7 protein-coding genes are annotated in these 8068 nt (G+C 57.2%); all 7 read right to left on the bottom strand.

Features of this window, described 5'->3' with window-relative positions; all coding sequences use genetic code 11:
- Positions 1 to 193: 193 nt before the first annotated feature.
- The 7 genes from pgsA to ligD all read right to left on the bottom strand — a co-directional run bounded on the left by pgsA (position 194) and on the right by ligD (position 8030).
- Positions 194 to 772, bottom strand: a complete 579-nt coding sequence (pgsA, locus tag G7W63_RS00295; protein ID WP_166251392.1) for a CDP-diacylglycerol--glycerol-3-phosphate 3-phosphatidyltransferase — start codon at positions 770 to 772, stop codon at positions 194 to 196.
- A gap of 48 nt (positions 773 to 820) precedes the next feature.
- Positions 821 to 2674 carry an excinuclease ABC subunit UvrC gene (gene uvrC / locus G7W63_RS00290; RefSeq protein WP_166251389.1) on the bottom strand — a complete coding sequence of 618 codons (1854 nt, stop codon included), beginning with the start codon at positions 2672 to 2674 and terminating at the stop codon, positions 821 to 823.
- Positions 2658 to 3314, bottom strand: coding sequence for a UvrY/SirA/GacA family response regulator transcription factor (gene uvrY / locus G7W63_RS00285; RefSeq protein WP_166251386.1), 657 nt, complete (start codon positions 3312 to 3314; stop codon positions 2658 to 2660). The genes uvrC and uvrY overlap by 17 nt, the downstream gene beginning before the upstream one ends.
- 98 nt (positions 3315 to 3412) lie before the next feature.
- Positions 3413 to 4465, bottom strand: a complete 1053-nt coding sequence (gene ku / locus G7W63_RS00280; protein ID WP_166251383.1) for a non-homologous end joining protein Ku — start codon at positions 4463 to 4465, stop codon at positions 3413 to 3415.
- Positions 4419 to 5231: a non-homologous end joining protein Ku gene (ku, locus tag G7W63_RS00275; RefSeq protein ID WP_166251380.1), complete on the bottom strand. Its 813-nt coding sequence runs from the start codon at positions 5229 to 5231 to the stop codon at positions 4419 to 4421. Before ku (G7W63_RS00275) ends, ku (G7W63_RS00280) begins: the two co-directional genes overlap by 47 nt.
- Before the next feature lie 4 nt (positions 5232 to 5235).
- Positions 5236 to 5454, bottom strand: a complete 219-nt coding sequence (locus G7W63_RS00270) for a hypothetical protein (RefSeq protein ID WP_166251377.1) — start codon at positions 5452 to 5454, stop codon at positions 5236 to 5238.
- Positions 5455 to 5462: 8 nt separating this feature from the next.
- Entirely contained in the window at positions 5463 to 8030 is a 2568-nt protein-coding gene (gene ligD, locus G7W63_RS00265) for a DNA ligase D (protein WP_166251374.1), read from the bottom strand.
- Positions 8031 to 8068: the final 38 nt, after the last annotated feature.

Raw genomic sequence — 8068 nt, 5'->3', positions numbered from 1 at the left:
CGAGATTCGAACTCGCGACCCCAACCTTGGCAAGGTTGTGCTCTACCACTGAGCTATTCCCGCTCTACAGCCCCAGCAAACCTTGCTGGTCTTCAAGATATCTGCCCTTGAAGTGGCGCATATATTAATGAATCGCGGCTGAGTGTCAACCCTTTTTTACCCCATCAGAGCTGCGTAACTATTTGATTATTCTTTAATCAGCCTTGTGCGGGAGCGTCTTTCCCAGTTTTTTCGGGAACAGGTCCGGCCAGGCCGCCTTGATGTACAGCACCATGGACCAGAGCGTAAGGCCGGCGGCAACGTACAGAAGAACCAGACCAAGATGGGCTAACAGCAAGCCAGGAGGCACAGCCAGCAGCATGATGATTGAAACCATCTGTGCGGTGGTCTTTATCTTACCGATATAGGATACCGCCACGCTGGCCCGGCTGCCGATTTCCGCCATCCACTCCCTGAGCGCAGAGATAACGATTTCCCGGCCGATAATAATCGTTGCCGGTATGGTCATCAGGATGCTGGCGTGCTCCTCAATAAGCACGGTCAATGCCACGGCGACCATCAGTTTGTCTGCCACGGGGTCCAGGAAGGCGCCGAATGGCGTGCTCTGGTCAAGCTTCCTGGCCAGGTAGCCATCCAGCCAGTCTGTGGCGGCAGCAAGCCCGAAAATAGCGGCACTGACCACGTATCGCCATTCCACCGGAAGATAGAAGATCACCACGAAGACCGGAATCATGACAATCCGCGACAGGGTGATAATGTTCGGTAAATTCATAGTTTTGCTCGTTCTGGCCGCATGTTCCGTTGCACCGGTTGGCTCCGGCTATTCATTATGCAGGGCCGCGTAGATGACTTCAGCAAGTGATTTGCTGATGCCTTTGACCTTGGCAATTTCGTCCACCCCGGCCTTGCGTATCTCCTGGGCGCCGCCAAAGTACCGAATGAGCTCGCGCCGACGCTTGGCACCAACCCCGTCTATACCTTCCAGGGTTGACTGGCGTCGCTTCTTGTCCCTTCCCTTACGGTGTCCGGTGATGGCGAACCGGTGGGACTCATCCCTTATGTGCTGAATCAGGTGGAGCGCCGGCGAATCTGCCGGTACACGATAGACATCGCCGGTAAGAGCATCAATCAGTTGCTCCATACCTGCCCGTCGGGTTACACCTTTGGCCACACCGATCAGCGGGATATCATCAATGCCCAGGCTGTTGAACACTTCCCGGGCGATGTTCAGCTGGCCCTTGCCGCCATCAATAAACACCAGGTCAGGCCGCTTGCCGGCGTCTGTCATCATCCGCTTGTAACGCCGGGTCAGAACCTGGCGCATGGCCCCGTAATCGTCGCCGGCCGTTTCCCCCTCGATGTTATAGAGACGGTAATCGCTCTTCAGCGGACCATTCTCATCGAAAACCACACAAGACGCGACCGTATTTTCGCCATGGCTATGACTGATGTCGAAGCATTCCATACGGCTGGGGGTCTCGGCCAGCTTCAACAGGTCTCTGAGCGCAAGCAGGCGGCGATAGACTGTCTCTTTGCTGGCAAGATGGGTCAACAGGGTCTGCTGGGCATTGGTAGCAGCCATTTCCAGCCAGCGACGGCGTTCGCCCCGGACGTTCTGGCGTACCCTGGTATCACGGCCCGCGGCCTCTGTCAGGGCTGCGGACAGCAGTTCCTGTCCTTCCACCTCGACCGGGACAAGAACCTCACGGGGAAACTCCCGCTGGGTGTTACCACCAAAATAGAACTGGCCGAGAAAGGCGCTCAGGAGCTCCGCCTCTGACTGCTCGAGAGAATACCGGGGAAAATAGTCCTTGGTGCCAAGTACCCGGCCGCCTCGCACAATGATTACCACAATGCAGACCACGCCAGCATCCTGGGCCAGCGCGATCACATCCGCCTCGCCGCCCTCGCCGTGAACGGATTGCTGCTCCTGAACATGACGAAGGTGGTTGATCTGGTCCCGCAGAGACGCTGCCTTCTCAAATTCCAGATTGGCTGCTGCCGCTTCCATTTCCTGCATCAGGTTATTGATGATTGCAGGGTTCTTGCCTTCGAGAAACATGGTGGCATGGCGGGTGTCCCGGCGGTAGTCCTCCGGCGAAATATATTCCACGCAGGGCGCCGTGCAGCGGTGAATCTGGTACTGAAGGCACGGTCGGGTTCTGTTTTTAAAAAAGCTTTCACTACAGTTTCTTATGCGGAAAACCTTCTGTAAAACATTAAGACTTTCCTTAACTGCGCCAGAGCTTGGAAAGGGTCCGAACCAGGTGCCCTGGGCCTTTTTTGTCCGCCCTCTGCGAAAGGTCAGAGAGGGATAATCGGCATGGGCCGAGAGGTAAATATAGGGGTAGGATTTATCGTCCCGCAGCAGAATGTTGTAGGGCGGCCGCAACGACTTGATCAGGTTCTGTTCCAGCAGCAAGGCTTCGGTCTCGCTGCCGGTAATCGTCACCTCGATACGGTGGATCCGGGCGACCAGCGCCTCGGTTTTGGGCGCCAGGCCGGATTGCCGGAAGTAGCTCGCCACCCGCTTCTTCAGGTTGCGCGCTTTTCCCACGTACAGCACGTCCCCTGAGGCATCCATCATGCGGTAGACACCGGGGCGTTCTGTAAGCTGCTTCAGGAAGGTTTTGGCATCAAATCCCCGGGTCGGCGTATCAGACCTTGTCGGCATCAAGCAACCCGAGCCTGACGGCCATGAGGGCCAGTTCCACGTCGCTGGAGATTTCCAGCTTCTCGAAAATCCGGTAACGGTAGCTGTTGACGGTCTTGGGACTGAGGCAGAGTTTGTCTGAAATATCCTGGACCTTCTGGCAGTCCACCACCATCAGTGCAATTTGCATCTCCCGCTCCGACAGTCGGTCAAAGATGCTCTCGCTGGGGTCGCCGCCGTGCTCCCCCAACTGTTTGAGCGCCATCTTCTGGGCGATTTCGGGACTGATGTAGCGCTGACCGCTGTGGGCCATGCGGATAGCCCGGATCATCTCACGAATATCGGCACCCTTGGTTATATAGGCGGTAGCGCCGGCCTGCATGACCCGGGTGGGGTAAGGGTCGTCTGCACAGGCGGTCACAACAATGACCCGGATGGCATCGTCTATACGCAGTATGCGCCGGGTGGCTTCGAGCCCCCCGATGCCTGGCATGCGTATGTCCATCAGAACGATATCCGGAGCCCGGTCACGAACGCTGTCTATCGCCTCTTCTCCTGAAGCGGCCTGCCCTATGACTTCAATGTCGGGGTTATCGGCGAGCATGCGGGTTATCCCGGAGCGTACCAACTCATGGTCATCAACAACCAGTACCCTTATCAAAATACACCTCGCAGAGGGCCAAAACGTGCAACCAGAAAACCCGGCGATTGTAACGCTTTCCGATACCAAGGGGTAGGTTTAGCACTTCTGATTGTCGACTACCCCGCACGTTTCAGGGCGTCCACCAATTCCTCCTTTGTCATATTGCTCCGGCCACTGATATCCCGCTCTTTTGCCCGGTTGTAGAGTTCCTGCCGTTTTAGCGAATCAAGATTGGGCTCCTCTTTGTCGGATTTTCCTGGCTGGCCTGAACTGGATCCGCCAGGCTTCGACCGGGACTGATCAGTACTTCCTTTCCTTTCAGGCTCACGGCCTTGCAGCCGTTCTTTGAGCACCTGCATAAGGTCTACAACATTGTCCGTATCCTGAGTTTCCGTATCCGCTTCCGGCTCCGACAGACGAGTGACGTCCCTGCCTTCTTCAAGCTTGGAATTGATTACATCGAGGATGCGTTCGGTTCCCCTGTCGCTCAAAAGGGATACGTCCAGTTTTTTGGCAGACTTGGTTTTCATGGCTTTTTTCATGGCCGAGACCTGTGCAGCCTCAGGCTCAGGAAGTTCTGGCAGGCCAACGTCTAGCGGGGACCGTATCTCCTCCTGGAAGCGCAGGGTCTCTGCCCGAAGTATGCCCTGCTCCGAAATAATGGCGATGATGTATTCCTTACCGCGCATCACGAAGGTGGCGATCCCTGCCCTTTGCTCATCAGCCATGCTCCTGGCAAGCAGACGGTAGGCCTTGTTGGCGCCGGAATCCGGAGCGAGAAAGTAGCCCCGCTCGAAATAAACCGGATTGATGTCATCGAGGGGTACAAAACGGCGCAAGTCGATTTCTCGGGTTTTTTCCGGTGCCAGATCCTCCAGTTCGTCATCCTTGACGATCACGAACCTGCCTTCTTCAACCGGAAAACCACGGACAAGCTCATCCCTGGAAAGTGGTTTGTTTTCTTTCTCACAGAAATAACGCCGTGCCAGCGGTGTGCCATCCTTATCAACCATGCGCAGGGACAGAGGCTTGCCCCTGTTGGCTGGAAACAGACTGACCGGGAGGCTCACCAACCCGAACGCTATCACCCCGGACCAGAAAGGCCGGGGCTGGCCCGGAGCTTCATCCGGCGCTTGCTTTTGCTCTTCCTTTTCTTTTTTGCGAGCCATCTTTCATCCCCTTCAGGCTGGCTTCCAGTGCCTTTGATAGATCGTCAGAGGCTTTTTTCTTGGGCTTGGGCGGCTTTTTGATACGACCACCGCGCTGCTTCTGTTCAATCAGCTCAAGGACCCGTTCCCGATACTCGTCCTGGTACTCGGAAGGGTCGAACTCAGACTCAAGCATGCCAATCAACTGCCGCGACATGTCCAGCTCACGCTTGTCCAACGGTTTGCCCCGTGGCGCCTGGAGCTCCTCTACGGGCACCACCTGTTCGGCATACCGCAATGCCATCAACATCGGGTAGCCCTGGTACAGACGCAGCGCACCTATGTATTCCTTGTTTCTCATGACCCAGCGCGCAAGACCTTCCTGGGCTGCGTCCCGCAGGGCTTCAGTGAGCGCGGCGTACTGCTCGGCATCACCATCGGGGCCCAGGTAATAGGGTCGGTCGTACCAGCGGTGGTCGATGGCCTCCGGCGGGTAAAACTCAATCACCTCAATATCCCGCGACTTGGCCGGGCGAAGCTCTTCAAGTTCTTCCGGGGAGAGCATGACCTGGTCACCCTCATCGGTATGGTAGGCACGTAGGGTATCCTGGAACTCAACCCGGGCATCGGTCTGCGGATTCACCATCGCCTGTTTGACCGGTGCGTGGTCCTTTTCGTGAAGCAATCGGAAATGAACGGTTCGATCTTCAATCGCCGAATACAGCTTTACCGGAACCCGCACTTGCCCAAACGTGATCACACCTTTCCAGATTGCCCTGGCTGCCATTGGTTCAAGCCTCGCCTGAATCTGCTTTTGCCCCACACTCGGGACAGTAAATCTCTCCGGCGTCGGGTCCCTGGCTGACACACACCATACACACCGCTCGGTCGCAGGCTATACAGTACGAAAGGCCTTCGGCATGCAGGGAAATATCGCAGAAGGGACACCATTCCGCACCTTCCTGCAGCCACCAGCGGTCGTCCCGGTTTTCACCCTGGTTCTGACTCATCGATTGGTTCACTCCATTCCCAGCTTTTTGCGAACATTAGCGGTAATGCCCGCCCGTGCTTTATCGAACCCTTGCCAGGGATCCTCCTTCAGTGCCTTGAGCCGTCGTCGGATATTGGCGACCGTGTAGCGGTCTCCCTTGGACACCGACTTGAGCTCATCCCATCGAAGGGGCGTCGCCACCGGCGCGCCCTCTCGGGCTCTGACCGAGTAGGAAGCCACATGGGTGTTGCCCCGGCCGTTACGCAGATAATCGAGGAAGACCCGTCCCTGGCGCTTGGCTTTCGACATATTGGTGGTCAGCTGTTTCGGATTTTCCTGGGCCAGCGCCTTTGAAACCTCATGGGCGAAGGCTTTTGCGGTGTCCCAGTCAACGGTGGTTTTTATGGGCACCACCACATGGAGCCCCTTCCCGCCCGTTGCCTGGGTAAAGCCGGTGAACCCCAGCTCTTCAAGTTTGTCACGCAGCACAAAAGCGGTGTCGGCAATCAGGCGCCAGGGCACATCCGGGCCGGGGTCCAGGTCGAAGATGACCATGTCCGGCTTGTCCACGTTTTTAATTTTGCTGCCCCAGGGATGGAACTCCAGAACACCAAACTGGACCAGTTCGATGATGTCGCTGATCGTGTCGATATAGGTAAATTCTGAAGTGCCGCCTTTCTTCTCTTCCACCGGCACCCGTGAGACGCCCTTGGCGAACGTTTTGCCGGGGTGCTTCTGGAAAAAACATTCGGTATCCCGGCCTTCGGGACAGCGCAGCAGGGCGAGGGGACGGTCCCGAAGGTGCGGCAGTATCCAATCCTGGATATCCTCGTAGTAGCGTGCCAGGTCGAGCTTGGTGATCCCCTGCTCCGGATACATTACCCTGTCCGCATTAGTGAGTTCGACACCGGCAATCATGGGGCTCCCTCCTTTGCTACGTCGGGGCTGGGTTTCGTCTTTCGAGACACTCGCTGACCCTGTGCCGGTGGCATCCCCGGCTTGGACTTCCTCAGGCTCCTTGTCTTCCCTTATCCCGCGGCATACGGGATGGCGCAGGGCTCCGCTGCCGGTTCGCTCAGTAAATTCCACATCAACAACCAGTTCCGGCTTCACCCAGCGGGCGGAGGCCTGGTCAGGCACCTTGTCTTCAAAAGGAGAGCTGGACGTTTCCAGTTTGCTAAGCCGTTCGTAGATCTGGTTAAGCTGGCGAGTGGTAAAGCCGGAACCCACCTTGCCGGCATAGACTAGGCCCTTCTTGCCAAAAGCACCCAGCAGGAGCGAACCGAAACCGGTGCGCGACCCGGAAGGAGCCGTGAAGCCCCCGACAACAAACTCGTCCTGGTGGATGCACTTGGTTTTCAGCCAGCCCCGGTTGCGGCCGGCCCTGTAGGCGGCGTCGGACCGTTTGGAAATCATGCCCTCCAGGCCCAGTTCGCAGACCTGGTTAAAGAAGGCTTTTCCACCCCCCTCGATGTGGTCCGAGTAGCGCACCATAGAGCTGAGGTCAGGCCCTGCCTCAAGCAGCTGCTTGAGGGCCCGCTTGCGCTCAAGCAACGGCGTACTGCGCAGATCATAACCGTCGAGATACAGAAGATCGAAGACCTGATAGACCAGGTCGTCTGTTTTGCGTGCACCTTTCTTGGTGCTCAGCCGATCCTGGAGCTTGCGGAAACTGCTGGAGCCGTCGGCGTCAAAAGCCACCAGCTCGCCGTCAATCAGGGCTTTTTTGACTGGCAATTGCTCAAGCATCTTGACCTGATCGGGAAAGCGGTCGGTCCAGTCCTTGCCGTTACGGGTATAGATGGTGACCCGCCCTGACTCAAGCCTTGCCAGCAGCCGATAACCATCAAATTTGATCTCATGCACCCAATCGTTGCCCGCCGGGGCCTCATCCACCAGCGTGGCAAGCTGCGGCGCCTGGTCCTTGGGCAGGGTTTTCTTGCTGGCTTTTTCAATCTTGGCGGCTTCCGGTACCCGGGGTTTATTGTGGGCTTCGCCATTTTGCCAGACCGAATCCCTGTCTTCGGCTATTTCCTCCATGGTGCGCCCTGACACCACACTGCGATCGTCGGGATTCAGGGTTCGGTTATCGTCGTCCTTGCGCTTGATCAGCAGCCAGCTGTTGTCGTCCTTTTTGCGGCCAGAGGCTTTAGGTGCCATTTTCACCAGCGTCCACTTGCCTGACAGCTTCTTGCCTTCGAGTTCAAAGTCCAGTTTGTCCTTCCGGTTCTTGCCGATCAGCCGCCAGCGCCCGGTGTCCCACAGCATGGAGGTGCCGCCGCCGTATTCCCCTTTCGGGATGACCCCCTCGAACTTGCCATATTCCAGAGGATGGTCTTCCACCTCCATCGCCAGCCTGCGCTCACCCGGCTTGAGGCTCGGGCCCTTGGGCAGGGCCCAGCTCCTTAGTACGCCGTCCTGCTCCAGCCGAAGGTCAAAATGGTCATGGCTGGCAGCATGCATGTGCATCACATAAAGGCTGTCACCGGCCTGGACGTGGTCTTTAACCTGGTCCTCGACATTGTCACTACCGGACGGCTCGCTGGTGCTGTCGAAATTCCTTTTGCGGCGGTATTCCTTGAGCTTATCGGTCATGGATGCGCCCTTTCCTGGCTGATAACAAGGCTTGCAGG

Source organism: Marinobacter salicampi, assembly GCF_011074795.1.
Classification (GTDB): domain Bacteria; phylum Pseudomonadota; class Gammaproteobacteria; order Pseudomonadales; family Oleiphilaceae; genus Marinobacter; species Marinobacter salicampi.
Note: the sequence above shows the minus strand (reverse complement) of the source record. Positions and strands in the feature narration are given on the sequence as shown.